This is a genomic window from Stenotrophomonas sp. RS-48, from assembly GCF_030053245.1.
Lineage (GTDB): Bacteria > Pseudomonadota > Gammaproteobacteria > Xanthomonadales > Xanthomonadaceae > Stenotrophomonas > Stenotrophomonas maltophilia_P.
Window position 1 is genome coordinate 40651 of the sequence record NZ_JASGBV010000022.1, and the last position, 21260, is coordinate 61910.

The 21260-nt window shown below is 67.3% G+C and carries 16 protein-coding genes and 1 riboswitch; of the genes, 8 read left to right on the forward strand and 8 right to left on the reverse strand.

All coding sequences use genetic code 11. The features are described from left to right. Positions 1-20 precede the first annotated feature (20 nt). Positions 21-2753, forward strand: coding sequence for a preprotein translocase subunit SecA (gene secA / locus QMZ25_RS05430; protein ID WP_053516445.1), 2733 nt, complete (start codon positions 21-23; stop codon positions 2751-2753). 102 nt (positions 2754-2855) lie between these two features. After that, on the forward strand, positions 2856-3809 hold the full coding sequence (locus tag QMZ25_RS05435; RefSeq protein WP_053516444.1) for a Nudix family hydrolase: 954 nt from the start codon (positions 2856-2858) through the stop codon (positions 3807-3809). Between the two features lie 70 nt (positions 3810-3879). Here the strand turns inward: QMZ25_RS05435 and QMZ25_RS05440 are convergent, their stop codons facing one another. Together QMZ25_RS05440 and metF are read right to left on the reverse strand one after the other, a co-directional pair. Beyond that, the gene (locus QMZ25_RS05440; RefSeq protein ID WP_283219232.1) at positions 3880-4458 is read right to left on the reverse strand and encodes a DUF4124 domain-containing protein; all 579 of its coding nucleotides are present in this window, start codon (positions 4456-4458) and stop codon (positions 3880-3882) included. Positions 4459-4498: 40 nt separating this feature from the next. After that, positions 4499-5326: a methylenetetrahydrofolate reductase [NAD(P)H] gene (gene metF / locus QMZ25_RS05445; protein ID WP_053516480.1), complete on the reverse strand. Its 828-nt coding sequence runs from the start codon at positions 5324-5326 to the stop codon at positions 4499-4501. A 138-nt stretch (positions 5327-5464) separates the two neighbouring features. On the opposite strand from metF, the gene QMZ25_RS05450 reads away from it, so the two are divergent. Then, complete coding sequence (locus tag QMZ25_RS05450; protein ID WP_283219233.1) at positions 5465-6022, forward strand: DUF3228 family protein; 558 nt, start codon at positions 5465-5467, stop codon at positions 6020-6022. A 26-nt stretch (positions 6023-6048) separates the two neighbouring features. Here the strand turns inward: QMZ25_RS05450 and QMZ25_RS05455 are convergent, their stop codons facing one another. From QMZ25_RS05455 to ahcY, 3 genes are all read right to left on the reverse strand, one after another. After that, entirely contained in the window at positions 6049-6534 is a 486-nt protein-coding gene (locus QMZ25_RS05455) for a hypothetical protein (protein WP_283219234.1), read from the reverse strand. Further along, positions 6534-7007, reverse strand: a complete 474-nt coding sequence (gene ybaK, locus QMZ25_RS05460; protein WP_065175806.1) for a Cys-tRNA(Pro) deacylase — start codon at positions 7005-7007, stop codon at positions 6534-6536. Before ybaK ends, QMZ25_RS05455 begins: the two co-directional genes overlap by 1 nt. 222 nt (positions 7008-7229) lie before the next feature. Beyond that, the gene (ahcY, locus tag QMZ25_RS05465) at positions 7230-8675 is read right to left on the reverse strand and encodes an adenosylhomocysteinase (protein ID WP_065182797.1); all 1446 of its coding nucleotides are present in this window, start codon (positions 8673-8675) and stop codon (positions 7230-7232) included. 36 nt (positions 8676-8711) lie between these two features. Beyond that, positions 8712-8795, reverse strand: a riboswitch (S-adenosyl-L-homocysteine riboswitch). Positions 8796-8913: 118 nt separating this feature from the next. Here ahcY and QMZ25_RS05470 point away from each other — a divergent pair. Then, positions 8914-11430, forward strand: a complete 2517-nt coding sequence (locus tag QMZ25_RS05470) for a prolyl oligopeptidase family serine peptidase (RefSeq protein ID WP_283219235.1) — start codon at positions 8914-8916, stop codon at positions 11428-11430. A 169-nt stretch (positions 11431-11599) separates the two neighbouring features. After that, entirely contained in the window at positions 11600-14311 is a 2712-nt protein-coding gene (ppc, locus tag QMZ25_RS05475; RefSeq protein ID WP_283219243.1) for a phosphoenolpyruvate carboxylase, read from the forward strand. A gap of 67 nt (positions 14312-14378) precedes the next feature. On the opposite strand, the gene QMZ25_RS05480 is transcribed toward ppc, so the two are convergent. Both QMZ25_RS05480 and metK read right to left on the reverse strand, forming a co-directional pair. Then, positions 14379-14885 carry an acyl-CoA thioesterase gene (locus tag QMZ25_RS05480; RefSeq protein WP_053516435.1) on the reverse strand — a complete coding sequence of 169 codons (507 nt, stop codon included), beginning with the start codon at positions 14883-14885 and terminating at the stop codon, positions 14379-14381. Between the two features lie 140 nt (positions 14886-15025). Continuing rightward, a complete protein-coding gene (gene metK, locus QMZ25_RS05485; protein ID WP_053516433.1) occupies positions 15026-16237 on the reverse strand; it encodes a methionine adenosyltransferase in 1212 nt (403 codons plus the stop codon). 336 nt (positions 16238-16573) lie between these two features. Between metK and QMZ25_RS05490 the strand changes: the two genes are divergently transcribed. The 3 genes from QMZ25_RS05490 (at position 16574) to QMZ25_RS05500 (ending at position 20224) form a co-directional block, all read left to right on the forward strand. Then, on the forward strand, positions 16574-18283 hold the full coding sequence (locus tag QMZ25_RS05490; protein ID WP_053516432.1) for a lysophospholipid acyltransferase family protein: 1710 nt from the start codon (positions 16574-16576) through the stop codon (positions 18281-18283). Next, positions 18280-19083 carry a UDP-2,3-diacylglucosamine diphosphatase gene (locus QMZ25_RS05495; protein ID WP_283219236.1) on the forward strand — a complete coding sequence of 268 codons (804 nt, stop codon included), beginning with the start codon at positions 18280-18282 and terminating at the stop codon, positions 19081-19083. Before QMZ25_RS05490 ends, QMZ25_RS05495 begins: the two co-directional genes overlap by 4 nt. A 64-nt stretch (positions 19084-19147) precedes the next feature. Then, complete coding sequence (locus QMZ25_RS05500) at positions 19148-20224, forward strand: metal-dependent hydrolase (RefSeq protein WP_128989154.1); 1077 nt, start codon at positions 19148-19150, stop codon at positions 20222-20224. Positions 20225-20251: 27 nt separating this feature from the next. Here the strand turns inward: QMZ25_RS05500 and QMZ25_RS05505 are convergent, their stop codons facing one another. After that, positions 20252-21256 (reverse strand): glycosyltransferase, encoded by a 1005-nt coding sequence (locus tag QMZ25_RS05505; RefSeq protein WP_111186341.1) that lies wholly within the window; start codon positions 21254-21256, stop codon positions 20252-20254. Positions 21257-21260 lie beyond the last annotated feature (4 nt).

Sequence of the window (21260 nt, forward strand, 5' to 3'; positions counted from 1 at the left end):
CATCCAACCCGGTTCCTTCAATGATCAACAGCCTGCTTACCCGCGTATTTGGCAGTCGTAACGAACGACAGCTGCGCCAGCTCAACCGCATCGTCGCCAAGATCAATGCGCTGGAGCCGGAGATCGAGAAGCTTTCCGACGAGCAGCTGCAGGCCAAGACGCCGGAGTTCAAGCAGCGCATCGCCGGCGGTGAGGCCCTGGACAAGGTCCTGCCGGAAGCATTCGCGGTCTGCCGCGAAGCCGGTCGCCGCGTGCTCGGCATGCGCCACTACGACGTGCAGCTGATCGGCGGCATGGTCCTGCATCTGGGCAAGATCGCCGAAATGCGTACCGGTGAAGGCAAGACCCTGGTGGCCACGCTGCCGGTGTACCTCAACGCGCTGGAAGGCAAGGGCGTGCACGTGGTCACCGTGAACGACTACCTGGCCCGCCGCGATGCCGCGCAGATGGGCAAGCTGTACAACTGGCTGGGCCTGAGCGTGGGCGTGGTGTATCCGGGCATGCCGCACAGCGACAAGCGCGAAGCCTATTCCGCCGACATCACCTACGGCACCAACAACGAATTCGGTTTCGACTACCTGCGCGACAACATGGCGCTGTCCAAGGCCGATCGCTATCAGCGCGGCCTGCACTACGCCATCGTCGACGAAGTCGACTCCATCCTGATCGACGAAGCACGCACCCCGCTGATCATCTCCGGCCCGGCCGACGATTCCCCGGAGCTGTACATCCGCGTCAACCGCATCGTGCCGAATCTGGTCAAGCAGGAAGTGGAAGACGGCGAGGGCGACTTCTGGGTCGACGAGAAGGGCAAGCAGGTGCACCTGTCCGAAGCGGGCATGGAGCACGCCGAACAGCTGCTGGTCGAGGCCGGCATCCTCAACGGCGACACCGAAGGCCTGTACGCGGCGCAGAACCTGACCGTGGTCCACCACCTCAACGCCGCCCTCCGCGCGCACGCCATCTACCAGCGTGACGTGGACTACATCGTGCGCGATGGTGAAGTGGTGATCGTGGACGAGTTCACCGGCCGTACCCTGGCCGGTCGCCGCTGGTCCGACGGCCTGCACCAGGCGGTGGAGGCGAAGGAAGGCGTGCCGGTGCAGCGTGAGAACCAGACGCTGGCCAGCATTACCTTCCAGAACCTGTTCCGCATGTACAAGAAGCTGTCCGGCATGACCGGTACGGCCGATACCGAAGCATTCGAGTTCCAGAGCATCTACGGCCTGGAAGTGGTGGTGATCCCGACCAACCGCCCGACCATCCGCAAGGACAGCCCGGACCAGGTGTTCCTCAACCGCAAGGGCAAGTTCAACGCGGTGCTGGCCGACATCGAGGAATGCGCCAAGCGCGGCCAGCCGGTGCTGGTCGGTACCACCTCGATCGAAACCTCGGAAATGCTGTCCGAGCACCTGCGCAAGGCGGGCGTGAAGCACGAAGTGCTCAACGCCAAGCAGCATGACCGCGAAGCGACCATCGTCGCCAATGCCGGTCGTCCCGGCGCGGTGACCATCGCCACCAACATGGCCGGTCGTGGTACCGACATCGTGCTCGGTGGTTCGCTGGAAGCCGAGCTGCATGCGCTGGGCGAAGATGCCACCGATGAACAGAAGGCGGCGATCAAGGCCGACTGGCAGCAGCGCCACGAAGCAGTGAAGGCGGCAGGCGGCCTGCACATCGTCGGCACCGAGCGCCATGAATCGCGTCGTATCGACAACCAGCTGCGTGGCCGTTCGGGCCGCCAGGGCGACCCGGGTTCGTCCCGCTTCTACCTGTCGCTGGAAGACAACCTGATGCGCATCTTCGCCTCCGACTGGGTGCAGAAGGCCATGCGCATGATGGGCATGAAGGAAGACGACGTCATCGAAGACCGCCTGGTCAGCCGCCAGATCGAGAAGGCGCAGCGCAAGGTCGAGGCCCACAACTTCGACATCCGCAAGAACCTGCTGGACTTCGACGACGTCAACAACGACCAGCGCAAGGTCATCTACGCCCAGCGCGATGAACTGCTGGACGCCGAATCGGTGAAGGAGAACGTCGATGGCATCCGCGACGATGTCGTCTTCGACATCGTTGCGCGCTTCGTGCCGCCGAACTCGGTGGACGAGCAGTGGGACCTGCGTGGCCTGGAAGCGACCCTGGAGTCGGAGTTCGGCCTGCAGATGTCGCTGACCGACCTGGTCAAGTCGCACGAGGAACTGGACGCCGAAACCATCGCCGCCAAGGTGCAGGAGCGCGTCAACCAGCACTTCGCCGAGAAGGAAGCCAGCGTCGGCGACGAGACCATGCGCGCGCTGGAAAAGCATGTGATGCTGACCGTGCTGGACCAGAGCTGGAAGGAGCACCTGGCACGCATGGACTACCTGCGCCAGGGCATCTACCTGCGGGGTTACGCGCAGAAGCAGCCGAAGCAGGAGTACAAGAAGGAAGCCTTCGAGCTGTTCTCGGACATGCTGGAGAACGTCAAGCGCGAAGTGGTGACCCTGCTCGCCCGCGTGCGCATCCGCAGCGACGAGGAAGTGCAGGCACTGGAAGCGGCCGAGCGCCAGCAGGTCGAGGCACGCCTGCGCCAGTCGCAGTTCCAGCACCAGGACGCCGGCGGCTACAGCGCCGACGAGGAAGCGGCGCAGGTGCAGGCCGCGCAGCAGGGCGTGGCCCAGGTGCAGCGCGAAGAAGCCAAGATCGGCCGCAACGATCCGTGCCCGTGCGGCAGTGGCAAGAAGTACAAGCACTGCCACGGCCAGCTGAGCTGACCGGCCAGAGAGCCCCGCGAAAGCGGGGCTCTCCCGTTCTGGGGCAGGAAAGTACGCGATCCGCGATTGCGCCGGTCCCCCTGTTGTAGGCATGCTCCCTGCATGCCTTCCCCCACCCGATCGATCCATGTCGTGGCGGCCGTCATCACCGACGCCCGTGGCCGCGTGCTGCTCAACCGTCGTACCGAGAACCGTGACATGGCCGGCCTGTGGGAGTTCCCCGGCGGCAAGCGCGAAGCGGGCGAAACCTCCGCGCAGGCCCTGGTGCGTGAACTGCGCGAGGAACTGGGCATCGAAGCCGAGGTCGGCGACTGGATCATGGACGTGCCGCAGCGGTACCCGGACAAGCACCTGACGCTGGAAGTGCGGCACGTCCGCAGTTGGAAGGGCACGCCGCGCGGTCGCGAAGGCCAGGCCATCACCTGGGTCGCGCAGGACAAGCTCGGACGCTACTCGATGCCGCCGGCCGACCTGCCGGTGGTGGCGGCACTGCGCGAGCCCGACTGCTATCTGGTCACCCCTGCACCGGGTGAGGACGAGGCCGGTCAACGGCAGTGGCAGGAACGGCTGCAGCGCGCGGTCAGTGGCGGCCAGCAGCGCATCCAGCTGCGCCTGCCGCTGCAGCATCCTCGCCGTCAGGCCCTGATCGAGCAGGCGCTGCGCGCGCACCGGCGCGGGGTGCAGTGGCTGCTGAACCGCGATATCGAACTGGCGCGCTCGCTGGGTGTCGGCGTGCATCTGGGCAGCGAACAGCTGTTGTCCCTGCAGGCGCGACCGTTGCCGGATGGGCAGCTGGTGGGAGCCTCCTGCCACGATCTTGAGCAGCTGCAGGCCGCACAACGGCTGGGATGCGACTTCGCCGTGCTTGGGCCGGTGCAGGCGACCGCCAGCCATCCCGAGGCAACGCCGCTGGGCTGGGATGCGTTTGCCGCCCTGCGTGCACAGGTATCGCTGCCCATCTACGCACTGGGTGGGATGGCACGCGGCCAGGTCGCTGAGGCGCGCCGCCATGGTGGGCAGGGCATCGCCGCCATCCGCAGCCTGTGGCCGGAGTAGAGCACGCTCGCGGGGTCAGATCCCCGCGCAGCCGGGCTCTGACCCCATTGCCGGGATCGGACCCCACCGGTCACAAGGTGATCCAGAAACAGCCGTACTGACGTCGCAGTCCCAGCACCGTCGCGGCGCGGGTGGCGCTGCCAGGCAGCGTCTGCTCAAGCCGCAGGCCTACGGGATGGCGCGACGTGGAGGGCTCGGTCGCGGATCCGGCCAGTGCAGGATCCTCGTCCTGGAGAAGGGCCTGTGCCTGCTGCGGATAGACCGGCACGACGTCCACCAGTGGCCGCCGCGCCAGCGACTCCAGCTGGCCGAGGATGCGCTGCGCGCCCGCGTCGGACACCGCCCCCCAGAGATAGAGTGAGGACAAGCGGTTCACGTCGTTGCCGGTAATGCCGGTGCGCAGGGCCTGTACCAGCTCGCTCAGGCGGCGCGGGCAGCGCGCCCCCAGCGAGTCCCGCGGCAGGTGGTTGCCGGCAGGAGCGGGAGGTGGCAGCCGTGATCGCGCGCCGATGCTGTCGCAGGGCCGGTCGGTGTAGACGCTCTGGCCTTGTGCATCGGTGCAGCGGTTCAGGCGCGAGGCCTGGCCGTGGGCAACGCCGGGCGCAGCGGACAGCAGCAGCGGCAGCAGCAGGAGTGAAATGGATCTCATCGACGCAGGGTAGCGCCGAATGCACGCGTGCAGCGTGCTTTCAGCCCTGCAGCAGTTTCAACACGGCCGTTGTCGGCTTGGCCAGGTTCAGTGTGTAGAAGTGCAGGCCCGGCGCGCCGCCTTCGATCAGGCGCTGGCACAGCTTGGCCACCACTTCGGCGCCGAATGCACGCACCGATGCCGCGTCATCGCCGTAGGCCTGCATCTTGCGGCCGATCCAGCGCGGGATCTCGGCACCGCATTGCTCGGAGAAGCGGCGCAGCTGGCTGAAGTTGGCGATCGGCATGATGCCGGGCGTGATCGGCACGTCCACGCCAAGCCGGCGCACTTCATCCACGAAGTGGAAGTAGGCGTCGGGGTTGAAGAAGTACTGGGTGATCGCCGCGTCGGCGCCGGCATCGATCTTGGCCTTGAAGTGCTTCAGGTCGGCCAGGGCATCGGAGGCCTGCGGATGTGTTTCGGGGTAGGCACCGACCTCGATGCGGAAGGCATTGCCATGTTCGGCACGGATGAAGGCGATCAGTTCGGCGGCGTAGCGCAGGTCGCCAGGAAAGCCCATGCCCGAGGGCAGGTCACCCCGCAGTGCGACCAGCCGGCGGCAGCCGATGGCGCGGTACAGCTTGAGCAGCTCGCGGATTTCCTGGCGGGTGCCGCCGACACAGGAGAGATGAGGCGCCGCCTCGAAGCCGTGGTGCTGGTTGAGATGGCGCACGGTCTCGGAGGTGTAGCTCAGGGTCGAGCCACCGGCGCCGAACGTACAGGACACGTACTCGGGCGCGTAGTCCTTCAGCTTCGCCGCGGCACGGTCGAGCTGGCTGCGCTGTTCGTCGGTCTTGGGCGGATAGAACTCGAAGCTGATGGCGGTCATGGCACGGGCGATGGCGGCGGGTGCGAACCAGTATATCGCTTCATCAAGATGGATGTGCAATGAATGTGTGAAGCGCCTGCCGCGAAGGGGGAAGGGCGGGTACCCTGTGCCACTGAATTCCTGATCACGCCGCACACCATGTCCATCGTCCTTACCGATTTCGCCCGTCCCCGCCTGTTCCCGCGCGTGCCGCGCGGCAACACCATCCAGGACTGCACTGCCGAGCAGTTCCAGGCCCACCTCAATGCGCATGCGCCACTGAAGGTGCTCGATGGCTACGCGCCGTTCTGCAAGCTGTTCGTCTACGAGAACTGGACCAGCACGCGCTGCCTGACCGTGCCGGTCACCGATGCCAACCGCCACCTGCTGCGCAGCGGCTACGAAGCGCGCAACCGCGATGAGCTGCCGGTGCTGGTGCGTTGGTTCGAAGGCGTCGAATCGCCGCGTGCGAACTACCTGGTGGTGATCCTGTACAGCGCCGAGCAGCTGGCCAAAGAGGGCTCACCGATCGATGCGGACTGGGGCATCGTCGGCTGCATCTACACTGCCGAACCGGAGGAGGTGCCGATGGCGCCGATCACGATGATGCGCAATGCGCTCGGTGTGGAGGAGGGGGGTTCCGGCGTGCCGCTGGACCGTGAGGCCTACCAGCGTTCGGTGGAGTTCTGGGAGAACAACGCCAACTGGCGGCCGTAAGCCCGGTCACGTGCGTCCGGTCGCGCTCAGCCGGAAAGCCATTCCCACCACGGGTAATGGTATTCGCGGTCGATTGCCTGCCAGTGCTGGCCGCAGTGTGCACAGGCGACCATGTGGCAATCGCCCCAACCATCCTCGGCCTCCTGCAACGAGAGCAGCTGCATGTGGCCCTGTTCGATCAGGCGCCGGGGATCGAAGAACGGGTAGGTGGGGTTGAGCGCGCACAGGCAACCCTCGCGCGCCTGCCAGTAGCGCAATCGCCGCAGTGCCGCCTTCAGGTGCGCCTGGTTGCTGACCAGCATGCCGCCGAGTTCGATGGGCTGGCAGCGTCGCTCGATCAGGTCGGCGTGCGATGCCAGGGCCTCCAGCGAGGAGGGGGTGAACAACCGCGCGACCGTACGCGCGGCGTCGGTGATGCGGCTGGCGTCGCGCGACAGCAGATCCTGCAGCAGCACGTCGGCCTGTGCATCGTCGAGCCGGGGTATCGGCGCTGAGGACCACGGCCAGCGCATCAGCGGGCCTTGCCGATGGCGGCGTAATGGCCGGCCGTAAGGCGCAGCAGGTCGGCCGGCGCCAGTTCCACTTCCAGTCCACGACGCCCGGCGCTGACATGCAGGCTGGGCAATACCTGCGCACTGGCATCCAGGAACGTGCGCAGGCGCTTCTTCTGCCCGAGCGGGCTGATGCCACCGACCACGTAGCCGGTGGCGCGCTGGGCAGCATCGGCAGCGGCCATCTCACACTTCCGGCAGCCGGCTGCTTCCGCCAACGCCTTCAGGTCCAACTGGCCGGCCACCGGCACGATCGCCACCAGCAGCTCGTGGGTTTCGGTGCTGGCCAGCAGGGTCTTGAACACCTGGGCCGGGTCCAGGCCCAGCTTCTCCACGGCTTCGCCACCGTAAGACTCGGCGTGTGCGTCGTGCACGTAGCTGCGCACGGTGTGGGCGATCTTCTCGCGCTTGAGCAGATTGATGGCGGGGGTCATGCGCGCATCGTAGCGCGGGGCGACGCGGCTGCCTTGACCGAGGCTGCGGCCGTGATCCGGTAGCGCCGGGCCATGCCCGGTGGCGTGGAGATCGTATTGCCTGCGTGTCGACGAGCAGGCGCGTTGTCCGCCGGGCATGGCCCGGCGCTACCGGCGTGCCGAATGCAGAACGGGCGCCCGAAGGCGCCCGTTCTTTCTGCTTCCGTTATCCCGGGCGCGGCATCAGTAGCGGTAGTGGTCCGGCTTGAACGGGCCTTCCACCGGCACGCCGATGTAGTCGGCCTGTTCCTGGGTCAGGGTGGTCAGCTTCACGCCGATCTTCTCCAGGTGCAGGCGTGCCACTTCCTCGTCCAGCTTCTTCGGCAGCAGGTAGACCTTCTTCTCGTAGCTGTCCTTGTTCGCCCACAGGTCGATCTGTGCCAGGGTCTGGTTGGCGAAGCTGTTGGACATCACGAAGCTCGGGTGGCCGGTGGCACAGCCCAGGTTCACCAGGCGGCCCTCGGCCAGCAGGAAGATCGCGTTGCCGTTCGGGAAGACGTACTTGTCGACCTGCGGCTTGATGTTCACGTGCTTGATGCCCGGGTAGGACACCAGCGCATCGACCTGGATCTCGTTGTCGAAGTGGCCGATGTTGCAGACGATGGCCTGGTCCTTCATCGCGCTCAGGTGCTCGATGCGGATGATGTCCTTGTTGCCGGTGGTGGTGACGTACAGGTCGGCACGGCCCAGGGTCGATTCGATGGTGTTGACTTCATAGCCTTCCATCGCTGCCTGCAGGGCGCAGATCGGATCGATTTCGGTCACGACCACGCGTGCGCCGTAGGCACGCAGCGAGGCGGCGCAGCCCTTGCCGACGTCACCGTAACCGCAGACCACGGCCAGCTTGCCGGCCAGCATCACGTCCATGGCACGCTTCAGGCCATCGGCCAGCGACTCGCGGCAGCCGTACAGGTTGTCGAACTTGCTCTTGGTGACCGAATCGTTGACGTTGATCGCCGGAATCAGCAGGGTGCCGGCCTGGGCCAGCTGGTACAGGCGGTGCACGCCGGTGGTGGTCTCTTCGGAGACGCCCTTCCAGTCCTTGACCACGCGGCCCCAGTAACCCGGGCGCTCCTTGGCCACGCGCTTGAGCAGGTTCTTGATGACCTGTTCCTCGTGCGAGGAGGAGGCGGTGTTGACCCAGTCACTGCCGTTTTCCAGCTCGTAGCCCTTGTGGATCAGCAGGGTGACGTCGCCACCGTCATCGACCACCAGCTCCGGACCGGTCAGGGTGCCGTCGGCCAGGGTGAAGGTGAGCGCGTCCAGGGTGCAGTCCCAGTACTCTTCCAGGGTCTCGCCCTTCCAGGCGAACACCGGGGTGCCGGTGGCGGCGATGGCCGCAGCCGCATGGTCCTGGGTCGAGAAGATGTTGCACGAGGCCCAGCGCACGTCGGCGCCGATGTCCTTCAGCGTTTCGATCAGCACCGCGGTCTGGATGGTCATGTGCAGCGAGCCGGTCACGCGCACGCCCTTCAGCGGCAGCTCGGCCTGGTACTTGCGGCGGATCGACATCAGGCCCGGCATTTCATGCTCGGCGATGTCCAGTTCCTTGCGGCCCCAGTCGGCCAGGGTGATGTCGCGGATCTTGTAATCGCCTTCGGTGGAGAAGGTCTTGGCAACAGCGTTCATGCAGTAGCTCCGGTTGTGGGCGAGCGGGTGCTCGCATCTAGCCGGGCGCCGTTGTTACAGAGCCACCTCACCGAGCCTGGCCGGCCTCATGGGGGTCCGGTCGCAGCGCCCCTCGGGAGGGGAGAACGGCCATTATATCGCGCGCCCGGTGTTTCATCGGCGTGACCCAACCATCGGCAGATGGGCGCCTGTGCACGGACTGTTAAGGTCGGGTTTTAACGCACCCTCAGGTGGAACGATGAGCATGCATGTACGCCGCAACCGGCGCTTGACCGGCCTGGTCCTGTCCATGGCCCTGTTGGCGGTGGCCCCGCTGGCCTGGGCGGCAGCGCCGCAGCCTGCGGCGGCCCAGGCCCAGGGGGCAAACGGCTACGAGCTGCCCTCGGCCGAGCTGCAGGCGGTGGTCGACGCCCCGCGTGCGCCCTCGCTGTACCTGTCGCCGCGCCGCGATGTGGCCGCGCTGATGCAGATGCCGTCGCTGCCGTCGATCCAGGTGGTGGCCCAGCCGGAACTGAAGCTGGCAGGCCTGCGCATCAACCCGCGCACGTTCTCCGACAGCCGTTTCAGCTTCGGCGAGAAGCTGTGGCTGATGAGCGTGGCCGACGGCAGGGAGCGGCAGATCAGCGGCCTGCCGGGCACGCTGTCGATTGCCAGCCTGGCATGGTCGCCGGACCAGAAGTGGCTGGCCTTCAATCAGGTCGACGCCGCCAATGGCGCCAATGAACTGTGGCTGGTGGATGTGGCCGCCGGCAGCGCCCGTCGCCTGGTCGCCGGCCTGAACACGGTGATCGGCAGCGGCTACCAGTGGCTGCCGGACAGCCGTGGTCTGGTGGTGTTCACCCGCCCGGCCAACCTCGGCGCCGCCCCGGCCGCCGACGGCATTCCCACCGGCCCCGCCGTGCAGCAGACCAGCCAGGGCGGCGGCGTGGTGTCGATCCGTACCTATCAGGACCTGCTGAAGAACGAGGCCGACGCGCGCCAGTTCGACTACTACGCCACCACCCAGCCGATGGAAGTCAGCCTGGATGGCCGCACCCGCGCGATCGGCGCGGCGGGCATCTTCATGGGCTTCTCGGTATCGCCGGATGGCCGCTTCGTGCTGCGCCAGCCGGTGCAGCGGCCTTACTCCTATGTGGTGCCGGTCAGCAGCTTCCCGCGCCGCATTGAAGTGATCGACCGTGCCAGCGGCCAACTGGTGCACACCGTGGCCGTGCGCCCGCTGGTGGAAGGCCTGCCGACCGGCAACGACGCCGAAGTGACCGGCGTACGCGACATCATCTGGCGCGGCGATGCCGATGCCACGCTGGTCTGGGCCGAGGCCCAGGACGGTGGTGATCCGAACCGCGACGCCAAGGTGCGCGACGCCGTGCTGATGCAGGCCGCCCCGTTCGACAGGCCGCCGGTGACGCTGGCCCAGCTCGGCAGCCGTCTGGCCGGCATCAGCTGGGGCCGTGGCGACCTGGCCCTGCTCACCGAGTCGTGGTGGAAGACCCGCAGGACCAAGACCTGGTTGATTGCCCCGGACAACGCCGGTACCGAGCCGCGCCTGCTGTGGGATCGTGATGCGCAGGACCGCTATTCCGATCCGGGCCGGCCCCAGCTGTCCAGCGACGATCGCGGCCGCTCGCTGCTGCAGACCAGCCCCGATGGTGGCAGCCTGTATCTGGTTGGTGCCGGTGCTTCGCCGGAAGGTGACCGTCCGTTCGTGGACCGCTTCGACATCGCCAGCGGAAAGGCCTCCCGCCTGTTCCACTCGCAGGCGCCGAACTATTCGGTGCCGGTGGCATTGCTTGACAACCAGGGCAGCTCGCTGCTGCTGAGCCGTGAAAGCCCGGACGAGCCGACCAACTTCCATGTGCAGTCGCTCACCGATGCCGGCGCGGCACCGCGCGCGCTGACCCACTTCCCGCATCCGCTGCCGCAGCTCAAGGGCGTGCAGAAGGAGCAGATCCGCTACAAGCGTGCCGACGGCGTGGACCTCACGGCCACGCTGCTGCTGCCGCCGGGCTACGATCCCACCCGCGACGGCCCGCGCCCGCTGCTGATGTGGGCCTACCCGGGCGAGTTCAAGAGCGCCGCGGCCGCCAGCCAGGTCACCGATTCGCCGTACCGTTTCAACGCGATCAGCTACTGGGGGCCGCAGGCCTTCCTGGCCAAGGGCTATGTGGTGCTGGCAAGTCCTTCGATGCCGATCATCGGCGAGGGTGACAAGGAACCCAACGACACCTACATCGAACAGCTGGTGGCCAATGCCCAGGCTGCGGTGGACGAAGTGGTGCGCCGTGGCGTGACCGACCGCGACCATATCGCCATCGGCGGCCATTCCTACGGTGCGTTCATGACCGCGAACCTGCTTGCGCATACGCGCCTGTTCAAGGCCGGCATCGCCCGCAGTGGTGCCTACAACCGTACGCTGACGCCGTTCGGCTTCCAGGCCGAAGAGCGCAACTACTGGCAGGCGCAGGACGTGTATCAGAAGATGGCGCCGTTCAACTATGCGGACCGGATCAAGGATCCGATCCTGTTCATTCACGGCGTGGATGACAACAATTCCGGCACCTTCCCGATGCAGAGCGAGCGCATGTTCGCTGCGGTGAAGGGACTCGGAGGGACGGCGCGCCTGGTGATGCTGCCGAACGAATCGCACGCCTATCGTGCACGCGAATCGATCATGACCATGCTGGCCGAGAGCGAGCGCTGGCTGGAGCAGACCATCGGCCCGGCAGCCTCGGGCAAGGCGAAGAAGAAGCGCTGACACGTGCATGCCGGCGGCCCCTGCGAGGGGGCCGCCCCGACGCGGTTGCATTCCACATCGGCAGCGCTGGCGTTGCATGCAGATGAAACCATTTCTGCATCGCAGCACAGCCCCCGATCTGGGATAGGCTTGGATCCAGGATCCGTTGACCGAGGCCCGTGCGTCGCCGATGAACGAGTACCGCAGCAGCATTGAGTTTGCTTCTCCCGATCTTCCGCTCCGCGATGACGTGCGCCGGCTCGGCGCGCTGGTCGGCGACCTGCTGGTCGAGCAGGTTTCGGCAACCTTCCTCGACGATGTCGAGGATGTGCGCACGCGGGCCATCGCCCGCCGCGAAAACCAGGCGCCGCTGTCGGAGCTGGCCAATGGCCTGGCCGGTCGTGCGCCGCAGCAGGCCGAGACGATGGTGCGGGCATTCAGCACCTACTTCCAGGTGGTCAACATTGCCGAGCGCGTGCACCGCATCCGCCGCCGCCGCGACTACCAGCGCGCCGGTACTGCCGCGCCGCAGCCGGATGGCCTGCAGGATGCGCTGCAGCACCTGAAGGCGCAGGGCGTGACGCTGGATGAGTTGGCGCAGTGGCTGCCGCGCATCGATATCGAACCGGTGTTCACTGCGCATCCGACCGAAGCCGTGCGCCGCGCACTGCTGGAGAAAGAGCAGCTGATGGTGGCCAGCCTGGTCGACAACCTCGACGGCCAGCGCACGCCGGGCGAGGCGGCAGCGGATGCTGCACGCTTCCGCATGGCGCTGACCGCTTCCTGGCAGACCACCGACTCCTCGCCGGTGCGGCCGACGGTCGATGACGAGCGCGAGCATGTCGGCTTCTATCTGGTGCAGGTGCTGTACCGGGTGATACCCGTGCTGTACGAATCCCTGCAGCAGGCGCTGCGTGATACCTATGGCGAAGAACTGGCGCTGCCGCGCCTGCTGCGTTTCGGCACATGGGTGGGCGGCGACATGGACGGCAACCCGAACGTGGACGCCCGCACCATCCGCAGCACACTCGATGCCCAGCGACAGGCAGTGCTGGGGCGCTACCAGAAGGAACTGCTGCAGCTGGCCAGCCTGCTCAGCCAGTCCACCGAGCGGGTGGGCGTGAGCGATGCGCTGCAGGCGCGCGTGGCGCACTACCAGCAGCTGTTGCCGAAGGTGCAGTCGCGCCCGCGGCACGCCGACATGCCGTACCGGCTGCTCAACGACCGCATGCGTGCGCGCCTGCAGGCCACCCTGGACGATGCAGAGGGGGCCTATGCAGGCCCGGACGAGCTGATCGACGATCTGCAGCTGATCCTCGACAGCCTGCGTGCCAACCGTGGCGAGCATGCCGGCGGATTCGCCGTGCAGCGACTGTTGTGGCGGGTGAAGACGTTCGGCTTCCATCTGGCGCGGCTGGACGTGCGGCAGGAATCGAGCGTGCATGCGCGCGCGCTGGCGGCGGTGCTGGGCGGCGAAGCGGCGTGGGACGGATTGGATCCATTGGCCCGCGCCGGCCTGCTGGGGCCACACGCCAGCGGCGAGCAGCCGCTGCCGGTGGGCGACGACGAGGGCAACCAGCGACTGGATGCGGTGTTCGCGGCGCTGGCCGACGCGCGCGCGCGGCATGGCAGCGAGGCGCTGGGCAGCTACATCATCTCGATGGCACATGATCGCAGCGATGTGCTGGCCGTGCTTGCGCTGGCGCGCCGTGGCGGATTGGCTGACGAGGACGACGCGGTGCCGCTGGACATCGCACCGCTGTTCGAGACGGTGGACGATCTCAAGCGCGGTACTGCGACGCTGCGTGACCTGCTGGCCGATCCGGTCTATCGCGCTCATCTGCGGGCACGCGGTGATGTGCAGATGGTGATGCTGGGTTACTCCGACAGCAGCAAGGACGGCGGCATCGCCGCCTCGCGCTGGGGCCTGCAGCGTGCGCAGGTGGAACTGCTGGACGTGGCGGCCGAGGCCGGCATCCGCCTGACCTTCTTCCACGGCCGTGGTGGTTCGATCAGCCGGGGCGGTGGCAAGACCACGCACGCGGTGGACGCGTCGCCACGTGGCAGCATCGATGGTCGCCTGCGCGTGACCGAGCAGGGCGAGGTGATCCACCGCAAGTACGGCATCCGCGCGCTGGCGCTGCGATCGCTGGAGCAGGCCACCGGTGCGGTGCTGCGGGCCAGTCTGCGTCCGCGTGCCGCGGAACCTCGCGAGGAGGGCTGGCGACCGGTGATGGACGTGGTCGCCGCCGCCAGCAGCGAAGTCTATCGCGCCTTCGTCGGCCAGGCCGGTTTCATGGATTACTTCCGTACGGCGACGCCGATCGATGTGATCGAGCGGATGACGCTGGGTTCACGGCCGTCGCGTCGTCTCGGCCAGGATGCGGCACTGGGCAACCTGCGTGCGATCCCGTGGGTATTCGCCTGGAGCCAGGCCCGCGCGGTGATTCCCGGCTGGTATGGCGTGGGCAGCGGCCTGCAGGCGGCGGTGGATGCCGGCCATGAACATGTCCTGCGCGACATGGCGCGCGACTGGCCGTTCTTCCGCACCTTCCTGGACGACATCGCAATGGTGCTGTCCAAGGGCGATATCACCATCGCCGAACAGTTCTCGCGTCTCTCCGGTGACCTGCACGGGCGCTTTTTCCCGCAGATCCAGCACGAACTGGCGCTGACCCGCCGCTGGCTGCTGGCACTGATGGACCAGCAGACCTTGCTGGAGCATGATGCGCGGCTGGCGCTGTCGATCCGCCTGCGCAATCCCTACGTCGATCCGATCAGCGTGCTGCAGGTGGACCTGCTGCAGCGCTGGCGCGAAAGCGGGCGGGAGGACGAAGAACTGCTGCGCGCGCTGGTGGCCTGCGTGAATGGTGTTTCGCAGGGCGTGCAGAACACCGGGTGATCCGCATCCGCCGGGCATGGCCCGGCGCTACCCGCCTCGGTGGGTGCGGGGCTTGCCCCGCACGCTCTCACTCTTCAGGTGAAGGCGGATTGGACGCCAGCAGTTCCAGGTGCCGTTGCTCCATTTCCTGCCGCAGCTGGCGCCGGATCAGCGCGGCGGCCTGCCGGCGCTTTTCGTCCGAACTGGCGGGCTGCAGCGGGGGGACCGGCGTTGGCCGCCCCTCTTCGTCCACCGCCACCATGGTGAAGAAACAGCTGTTGGCGTGGCGCACGCTGCGCTTGAGGATGTCCTCGGCCACCACCTTGATGCCGATCTCCATCGACGAGGTGCCGGTGTAGTTCACCGAGGCCAGGAACGTCACCAGTTCGCCCACCGCGATCGGCTGGCGGAACATCACCTGGTCCACCGACAGGGTGACCACGTAGCTGCCGGCGTAGCGGCTGGCGCAGGCGTAGGCAACCTGGTCGAGCAGGCGCAGGATGGCGCCGCCGTGGACCTTGCCGGAGAAGTTGGCCATCTCCGGCGACATCAGCACGGTCATGGACAGCTGGTGGGTTTTGAGTTCGGTCGACATGCACCGATTGTATCGGCGTGGCGCAGCTCGTGTAGAGCCGAGCCCGTGCTCGGCTGCTCTCGGCGCAGGCAAAAGAAAGCCGAGCATGGGCTCGGCTCTACAGAAAGCAGAAGGGCCGCTTGCGCGGCCCTTCGTCTGTCTTACTTCAGCTTCGCATCGGCGCGCAGGGCGGCGGCACGATCGGTCTTCTCCCAGGAGAAGGCCGTGGCGTTGACCGTCTCGCCGGCACCGTTGAGGTAGCTGAACTCCTTCGGCTTGCGGCCGAAGTGGCCGTAGGCCGCAGTCTGCTGGTACATCGGGTGGATCAGGTCCAGCATCTTGATGATGCCGTACGGGCGCAGGTCGAAGTGCTTGCGGATCAGCTTCTCGATCTTGTCGTCGCTGATTTTGCCCGTGCCGAAGGTGGTGACCGAGATCGAGGTCGGCTCGGCCACGCCGATGGCGTAGGAGACCTGCACTTCGCAGCGGTCGGCCAGGCCGGCGGCGACCACGTTCTTGGCGACGTAGCGGGCAGCGTAGGCGGCCGAGCGGTCAACCTTGGACGGATCCTTGCCGGAGAACGCGCCGCCACCGTGACGGGCCCAGCCGCCGTAGGTGTCGACGATGATCTTGCGGCCGGTCAGGCCGCAGTCGCCCACCGGGCCGCCGATCTCGAACTTGCCGGTCGGGTTGATGTGGAACTTGGTGCCCTTGTGCAGCCACTTGGCCGGCAGCACCGGCTTGATGATCTCTTCGCGGACGGCCTCGATCAGGTCCTTCTGCTTGATGCCCGGGGCGTGCTGGGTGGACAGCACCACCGCGTCGATGGCGGCCACTTCGCCGTTCTCGTAGCGCAGGGTGACCTGGCTCTTGGCGTCCGGGCGCAGCCACGACAGCGGCGAGTTCTTCTTCTTGCGGATCTTGGCCTGCTGCTCGACCAGGCGGTGCGACAGGTGGATCGCGGCCGGCATGTAGCTGTCGGTCTCGTTGGTGGCGTAGCCGAACATCAGGCCCTGGTCGCCCGCGCCCATTTCTTCCGGCTTTTTGCGGTCCACGCCCTGGGCGATGTGCGGCGACTGCTTGCCGATCAGGTTCAGCACGCCGCAGGTGGCGCCGTCGAAGCCGACGTCGGAGCTGTCATAGCCGATGTCCAGGATGACCTTGCGGGTCAGCGCTTCGAGGTCGATCCAGGCGCTGGTGGTGATCTCACCGGCAACAATGGCCACACCGGTCTTGACCATGGTCTCGCAGGCCACGCGGGCGCGCTGGTCCTGGGTCAGGATCGCGTCCAGCACCGCGTCGGAGATCTGGTCGGCAATCTTGTCCGGATGGCCTTCGGAGACCGATTCGGAGGTGAACAGGTAGCTGGACATCAGGCTTAATATCCCTTGATTCGGATGGAAAGATGGGCGCGCATCATACACGGGGTGCGCCGCCTGTGCATTGTGAACCCGTACGGGTTGCCGGTGGTTAAGGTGACGTGCCCTCTGGCACAAGGCCTGGCGGGCGTCTGCAGGACACGGTGCGCAGGCAGTGTTCCACTGGCGTGACCATTGCCGCAAGGCCGTGTTGCGGGGGGGAAGGGGCGGTTCCGGCGTTGCCGGAGCGGGACCGGCCGTCATCGTTCTGCCCCGAAACCGCCATCTGCCTGCCGCGTGCCAGGCGCAGGCTGTCGGCCAATCCGGCCGCCGGGTATCAGTGAGCACGCCATGCAGGAACTCGAACAGCGTCTGCAGCAACGCTTTCCGGAGTGGTTCCACGGCCGCCGCGGCCAGCTCGCGCGGCCACTGCTGCGCAGTGTGGGTCGCTGGTCGCGGCTGGACCGGGTGGAGGACTTCCTGCGGCGCAACGCGGACGTGCGCGGATTCGGCTTCGTGGCCGCCGGACTGGAGTTCCTGGACGGCCAGTACCAGGTGGATCCGGCAGCCCTGGCTCGCATTCCGGCCACGGGCCGTCTGCTGATCGTGGCCAATCATCCGTCCGGTGCACTCGACGCGCTGGCGCTGCTGGACGCGGTCGGCCGCATCCGCCGCGATGTGCGGATCGTGGCCAACGATCTGCTGGGCGCCATCGGTCCCCTGCAGGACCTGCTGCTGCCGGTCCGCATCCTCGGCGGCAAGGTCCAGCGCGGCAGCCTGCAGGCGGTGGAGCAGGCGCTGGCCGCCGAGCAGTGCGTGATCGTGTTTCCGGCCGGCGAGGTATCCCGGCTGTCGTTGCGCGGCATCCGTGATGGTCGCTGGCAGCGCGGGTTCGTCAGGTTCGCCCGGGCCGCCGGCGCCCCGGTGTTGCCGGTGAGGGTGGAGGCACGCAATTCGGCCCTGTTCTACGGCGCCTCGACCCTGTTCAAGCCAGCCGGCACCGCGCTGCTGGCGCGCGAGATGTTCGCGCGGCGTGGTCGGCCGCTGCGGTTGCGCGTCGGTGAACCGATGCAGCTGGGACAGGGCGACCCGGGCGAGCAGCTGCTGGCGGTACGGCGCGCGGTGTATGCGCTGGGCCGCGACCTGCGCCCCGGCGAGACTGCCAGCGCCGGCCCCGAACCACTGGCCGCACCGGTGCCGCCGTCGCAGGTGGCGGCCGCCATCGCTGGCGCTGTCCGGCTCGGACAGACCGCCGACGGCAAGCAGATCCTGCTGGCCAGCTGCAGCGCCGACTCGCCGCTGCTGCTGGAACTGGGACGCCTGCGCGAGCTGACGTTCCGCCAGGTGGGCGAGGGTACCGGCCACAGCCGCGACCTGGACGCCTTCGATCCGCAGTACGAGCACATCGTGATCTGGGACGCTGCCGCGCAGCGCATCGCGGGCGCGTACCGCATCATGCGGGGCGCGCACGCGCTGGCCCGGCGCGGGCTGGCAGGGCTCTACAGCGCGTCGCTGTTCCGCTATTCCGACGATGCCATCACCCATATCGCCGAGGGGCTGGAGCTGGGCCGCAGCTTCGTGGTGCCCGATTACTGGGGCAGCCGCAGCCTGGACTACCTGTGGCAGGGAATCGGCGCCTACCTGCAGTGCCGGCCCGGCATCCGCTACCTTTTCGGTGCGGTATCGATCAGTGCGGCGCTGCCGCGCGATGCGCGCGAGCAACTGGTGGCCTACTACCAGCGCTACTACGGCGGCATCGCCGGCCTGGCCGAGTCGAACCGGCCCTTCCAGTACTTCGCGGCACCGCCCAGTTTCGGCGAACTGGATGCGGGCGCAGCCTTCGATGTCCTGAAGGCCAACCTGGCCGCACTCGGCACCGGCGTGCCGACCCTGTACCGCCAGTACACCGACCTGTGCGAGCCCGGTGGCGCGCGCTTCCTTGCGTTCGGTGTCGACCCGGCGTTCAGCGACTCGATCGACGGTCTGATCGAGGTGGACCTGTGCGCGATCCGACCGCACAAGCGCAAGCGCTACCTGCGCGATGCCGGAGCGCAGGCATGAGCGCGCTGGCGACGTTGTCGCCACACCGTCGCGCCGTGTTCGTCTCCGACGTGCATCTGGGGTCGCGTCACTGCCACGCGGCCGAACTGGCCGTGTTTCTCGCCCAGCTTCGCTGTGAACGGTTGTACCTGGTCGGTGACATCATCGACCTGTGGTGGATGGCGCATCACCGCGCCAACTGGCGGCAGTCGCACAGCGACGTCATCCAGGCGCTGCATGGACTGCGTCGCAACGGTACCGAGATCATCTACATCCCCGGCAATCACGATGCCTCGCTGCGCCATGTCTGCGGGTTGATGCTGCCGGCGATGCAGGTGCGTCGTCGTGCGATCCACGTGACCGCCGATGGGCGACGGTTGCTGGTCGCCCATGGCGACGACTACGACGGTGTCACCCATTTTGGCGGCCTGCAGGAAAAGTTCGGCGACTTGCTGTACTACCGCATCCTGACCGGCAACCAGGCGCTCAACGCCGTACGCCGCCGGCTGGGCATGCGCTACTGGTCGCTGTCGGAATTCCTCAAGAAGCGCAGTGGTGCGGCCGAGCGCTACATCGAGCGCTTCGTGCAGGCCGGGCTGGACGACGTGCGCCGGCGCGGCCTGGACGGCATCATCTGCGGGCACATCCACCGTGCGGCGCTGGTCGAGCGCGATGGCCTGGTCTACGCCAACGACGGCGACTGGGTGGAGAGCCTGACCGCGCTGGCCGAAGATCATGACGGCGCGCTGCGCCTGCTCGATCACCATGGGCGGACGCTGGTGGAGCTGCCCGGCGCAGCCCGGCGCGCGGCAGCTGCCTGAGCCCAGCGGCACCGGCCACCGTCCGGGCTCTGCTGTCGCCCGGCAAAGCCGTTAGCATCGGGCCATGGATTCCTTGACCCAGATCGTTCTCGGCGGCGCCGTAGCCGCTGCCATCGCCCCGCCCGGACATCGCCGCGCGGCCCTGCTGGCCGGTGCCGCACTTGGCACCCTGCCGGATCTGGATGCCTTGTGGCTGGGCTTCACTGCCGAGGATCCCGTAGCGGTGATGGTCGACCACCGCAGCTTCAGCCATTCGCTGCTGGTGCTGCCCTGGGTGGCGGCGCTGATCTGGTGGCTGTTCAAGCGCTACGGGCGGGGGCGGGTGGCGCAGTCGCCGCTGCGCTGGTTCTGGGCCATCCAGCTGGCGCTGGTCACCCATCCACTGCTGGATGCGTTCACCGTCTACGGGACCCAGCTGTGGTGGCCACTGCGGCCACACCCGACCATGGGCTCGAGTGTTTTCATCATCGACCCGGCGTACACGGTATGGCTGCTGCTGGGCTGCGTGGTGGCGTGGTTCGGGCGCGCGCGGCCATGGGCCGGCAAGGTACTCGGGGTTGCCCTGGTGCTCAGTACCGGCTACCTGGGATGGGGCCTGCTGGCCAAGGCACAGGTCGACCGTGCCGCCCAGCAGAGCCTTGCGGCCATGGGGTTGGGCGATGCGCCACGATTCTCGGTGCCGATGCCGTTCAACACCCTGCTGTGGCGGGTGGTGGCGATGACCCCGAACGGTTACGTGGTCGGCGATCGCTCGCTGGTGGCCGACCGCGGCCCGATGCAGTTCGAAGGCCACCCGTCCAATGTGCAGGCCCTGCGTGAAGCGCAGTCGATTCCAGCGGTTCAACGCCTGCAGTGGTTCAACCGTGGCTTCATGCGTGCGCAGATAGTGGACGGAATGCTGGTGCTGAGTGATCTGCGCATGGGCCTGGAGCCGGATTACACCTTCAACTTCGCGGTGGCACGGCAGGTCGATGGGCGCTGGCAGGCGATCGTGCCCGAGCAGCGGCGCACGGATTACAGCAGCCCAGCGGCGCGCGCCGATGTCGGCGTCAGGCTGGCCGCGATGTGGCAGCGGATCTGGCATGCGCCGGCAGCGACGGGCGCCACCGGCGGTGGTGCCCCGGTGCACGCGGGCGATTGATCGGCAGGCGGGGATGCTGTGCCGGCGTCAGGCCGGCGGTGCTGTGCGGTTGAGCTGGATCGAGCGATGCAGGACCTGGCGCGGCGCATTGGCGATGTCGAAGCCGACGAATGCCAGCAGGAACTGCAGACCTGAAATCAGCGAAACCATGACGATCATGAGCGTACCGACCGGCGTCGCAACCTCCGCCGATGCCGATGCGATCCAGTGGTACGCGCCGAACACGCCACCGAAGGCGAGCAGTCCCAGCCCGGCGATCAGCTCCAGCGAGGCGATGGTCAGGTCGCGCAGGAAATAGTTGTAACCCACGCGCTTGAGCGTGTTGCGCACGTGCTTGAAGGCGAACTCGCCCAGTACCCGGCTGATGCGCAGGTTGCTGGTCTCGTCGGCATAGCGCGCGTCCATCGCCACGTCCTGCACCACGGCACGCACCGTGTTGAGGCGGAACAGCATGTCGGTCTCGAAGAAGTAGCGGTCGCTGATCGCATCCAGGGGCAGGTGGCTGGCAACGCGGGCGTGGATGGCGGTGTAGCCGTTGGTCGGGTCGAACACCTGCCAGTAGCCGGACGACGCCTTGCTCATGAACGACAGCGCGAGGTTGCCGATCCGCCGCAACAGCGGCATGCGACGGATGTGGCTGAGGTTCCAGAAGCGGTTGCCCTTGGTGTAGTCGGCGTTGCCCTCGGCGATGGGAGCGACGAAGTCCATCAGCAGTGTGGGATCCATCTGGCCGTCGCCATCGACCTTCACCAGGATGTCCATGCCCTCGGCGATGGCCGCGCGGTAGCCGGTCTTGATCGCACCACCGACGCCGCGGTTCTGCGCATGGAACAGCACCCTGACCCGGGGATCGCGCGTGCTGTCCTGGACCATCCGGCCGCTGCCATCCGGGCAGGCATCATCAACGCAGTAGATGGCGGTGACCGCATCGTCGATCGCTGCGAGCACGCCGAGCACGTGGCGGGTCACCCGGTAGCAGGGAATGATGACGGCGATCTTCGGTGGCGTGGCCGGGCGCGCGTGGGCGTTCATCTGC

What these genes read in the sequence shown, in the direction of transcription:
- QMZ25_RS05495 (WP_283219236.1), top strand. Translation starts at nt 18,280, where the DNA reads ATGAGCGCGCTGGCGACGTTGTCGCCACACCGTCGCGCCGTGTTCGTC.
- QMZ25_RS05470 (WP_283219235.1), top strand. Translation starts at nt 8,914, where the DNA reads ATGAGCATGCATGTACGCCGCAACCGGCGCTTGACCGGCCTGGTCCTG.
- metK (WP_053516433.1), bottom strand. Translation starts at nt 16,237, where the DNA reads ATGTCCAGCTACCTGTTCACCTCCGAATCGGTCTCCGAAGGCCATCCG.
- QMZ25_RS05435 (WP_053516444.1), top strand. Translation starts at nt 2,856, where the DNA reads ATGCCTTCCCCCACCCGATCGATCCATGTCGTGGCGGCCGTCATCACC.
- QMZ25_RS05440 (WP_283219232.1), bottom strand. Translation starts at nt 4,458, where the DNA reads ATGAGATCCATTTCACTCCTGCTGCTGCCGCTGCTGCTGTCCGCTGCG.
- QMZ25_RS05490 (WP_053516432.1), top strand. Translation starts at nt 16,574, where the DNA reads ATGCAGGAACTCGAACAGCGTCTGCAGCAACGCTTTCCGGAGTGGTTC.
- ybaK (WP_065175806.1), bottom strand. Translation starts at nt 7,007, where the DNA reads ATGACCCCCGCCATCAATCTGCTCAAGCGCGAGAAGATCGCCCACACC.
- ppc (WP_283219243.1), top strand. Translation starts at nt 11,600, where the DNA reads ATGAACGAGTACCGCAGCAGCATTGAGTTTGCTTCTCCCGATCTTCCG.
- QMZ25_RS05450 (WP_283219233.1), top strand. Translation starts at nt 5,465, where the DNA reads ATGTCCATCGTCCTTACCGATTTCGCCCGTCCCCGCCTGTTCCCGCGC.
- QMZ25_RS05480 (WP_053516435.1), bottom strand. Translation starts at nt 14,885, where the DNA reads ATGTCGACCGAACTCAAAACCCACCAGCTGTCCATGACCGTGCTGATG.
- secA (WP_053516445.1), top strand. Translation starts at nt 21, where the DNA reads ATGATCAACAGCCTGCTTACCCGCGTATTTGGCAGTCGTAACGAACGA.
- QMZ25_RS05500 (WP_128989154.1), top strand. Translation starts at nt 19,148, where the DNA reads ATGGATTCCTTGACCCAGATCGTTCTCGGCGGCGCCGTAGCCGCTGCC.
- metF (WP_053516480.1), bottom strand. Translation starts at nt 5,326, where the DNA reads ATGACCGCCATCAGCTTCGAGTTCTATCCGCCCAAGACCGACGAACAG.
- QMZ25_RS05455 (WP_283219234.1), bottom strand. Translation starts at nt 6,534, where the DNA reads ATGCGCTGGCCGTGGTCCTCAGCGCCGATACCCCGGCTCGACGATGCA.
- QMZ25_RS05505 (WP_111186341.1), bottom strand. Translation starts at nt 21,256, where the DNA reads ATGAACGCCCACGCGCGCCCGGCCACGCCACCGAAGATCGCCGTCATC.
- ahcY (WP_065182797.1), bottom strand. Translation starts at nt 8,675, where the DNA reads ATGAACGCTGTTGCCAAGACCTTCTCCACCGAAGGCGATTACAAGATC.